The 2,174-nt window shown below is 62.5% G+C and carries 2 protein-coding genes; both read left to right on the top strand.

Annotated features, from left to right (window positions below; genetic code table 11):
• Positions 1-189 precede the first annotated feature (189 nt).
• Positions 190-1,341 (top strand): ABC transporter substrate-binding protein, encoded by a 1,152-nt coding sequence (locus tag GPT33_RS18815; protein ID WP_296812199.1) that lies wholly within the window; start codon positions 190-192, stop codon positions 1,339-1,341.
• A 125-nt stretch (positions 1,342-1,466) separates the two neighbouring features.
• Positions 1,467-2,174: amidohydrolase (locus GPT33_RS18810; protein WP_296812197.1), on the top strand; the 708-nt coding region annotated here is incomplete at its 3' end.

The raw sequence follows: 2,174 nt of genomic DNA, 5'->3' as shown, positions 1-2,174 counted from the left end.
ACAGGTATCGGGGCAATCGTGCGGGCAGGCGCCACGCACCGTGGTGCTGTCGTACTTCGTCGGCCCAGAGCCACCAAAGGTCGGAAAGTGTGTCATGGGGAACTGTTCTGTGCGTAGCCTGCGCGAGCGATTTACTGGGACCTGCGAGGCAGGAGACAGTCTTCAAAACAGCATATCAGGAGATCTCGCATGCAGCGTCGTGAGGCTTTGTCCACTTTGGGCAGCATCCTGGGAGTCTCCGCGATGGCGACGTGGGTTTCTCCTGCTCGGGCGCAAAGCGCTGGAGTGAGCGATAACGTCATTGTGTTGGGCCAGTCGGCCCCTTTCAGCGGTCCGGCCGAGCAACTGGGCCTGCAGTTTCACCTCGGCGCACAACTCTATTTCGAGGCCCTGAACGCCAAGGGTGGCGTCAACGGCCGGCGAATCGAAATCAAGCGGCTCGATGACGGCTACGAGCCAGATCGCTGTGCAGCCAATACGCGCCAGTTCATCAGCGACGATGTGTTTGCTCTGTTTGGCTACATTGGTACCCCTACCAGCCTTGCGGCCCTGCCTCTGGCCACGGCTGCCAGGCTGCCGTTCTTTGCGCCATTCACTGGTGCAGAGGCCTTGCGCGCCCCTTTCAATCGTTACGCCATTCATGTGCGGGCTTCCTATTTCGATGAAACCGCCGCCATCGTGCGCCAGAACACCTCGACGGGCATCAACAAGCTGGCGGTGTTCTACCAGAACGACGCCTACGGCAAGGCTGGTCTCGAAGGGGTGACGCGGGCTCTCAAGGCACAGAATCTCGAACCAGTTTCCACCGGTACCGTGGAGCGCAATTCGGTTGATGTATCGAAAGCGTTGGGCGATATTCTGGCGGCCAAGCCACAGGCCATCGTTCAGATCAGTGCCTACAAGTCCTGTGCGGCTTTTGTGCGGGAGGCACGCAAGCGGGGTTTTGCCGGCAGTTTTTACAACGTATCGTTCGTGGGTACCCAAGCGCTACTTGACGAACTCGGCCGGGATGCCAGAGGCGTTGTAGTGAGTCAGGTAATGCCCTTCCCGTACACACCGATCACGGCCATTTCGGGTGAGTACCTGGCGGCTGTCAAGGCCAAGCAGGGTCGAGCAGCCAATTACTCGGGCATCGAGGGGTTTGTCGCTGCCAAAGTGTTTGCAGAGGCGGTGAAACGCGCAGGACGCAACCTCACGCGGGACGCGTTTCTCGCCGCGGTCGAAGGCATGGGGAATGTAGATCTGGGCGGCTTTCCACTGGAGTTCGGCCCTGGCAAACACACGGGCTCCCGTTTTGTGGAGCTAACCCTTCTGACGGAAGACGGCCGCATCCGTCGCTGAGCCGCGCCGCCAAACATCCCTGCGGTCAGCAGGCCACCTCCAGTTGTCGTCACAGGGTCGAGCAGGTTTGGGTACCATGCCTCTGTCGAAACCAGAGGCCGCGCTGCGGCACCGAGAGTGCACTCATGAAACTGATCGATTCCATCCTCACCCAGGCCGCGGGCATGGCGGCCGTGCGGCGCGACATCCACGCCCACCCTGAGCTCTGCTACCAGGAGGTGCGCACCGCCGATGTGGTGGCCGGCAAGCTGGCGGAATGGGGCATCGAGGTGCACCGCGGCATGGGTACCACCGGCGTGGTGGGCGTTGTGCACGGCCGCGACGGTGGCAAAAACGGTCGCGCCATCGGCCTTCGCGCCGACATGGACGCGTTGCCCATGCAGGAGCACAACACCTTCGCCCACGCCAGCCAGCACGCGGGCAAGATGCACGCTTGCGGCCACGACGGCCACACCGCCATGCTGCTGGCTGCCGCCCAGCATCTGGCGAAGCATCGGGATTTCGATGGCACGGTCTACCTGATCTTCCAGCCAGCCGAAGAGGGCGGCGGCGGTGCACGCGAAATGATCAAGGACGGCCTGTTCGAGAGGTTTCCGATGGAGGCGGTCTTCGGCGTGCACAACTGGCCGGGCATGCCGGTGGGTACGTTCGCCGCCAGCAGCGGGCCGGTGATGGCCTCGAGCAACGAGTTCCATATCGTGATCCGCGGCAAGGGTGCGCACGCCGCGCTCCCGCACAATGGCATCGACCCGGTACCCGTGGCCTGCCAGATGGTGCAGGCATTCCAGACCATCATCACGCGCAACAAGAAGCCAGTGGACGCGGGCGTGATC

This window comes from Thiocapsa sp. (assembly GCF_011390875.1).
Taxonomy (GTDB): Bacteria; Pseudomonadota; Gammaproteobacteria; order Chromatiales; family Chromatiaceae; genus Thiocapsa.
Note: the sequence above shows the minus strand (reverse complement) of the source record. Positions and strands in the feature narration are given on the sequence as shown.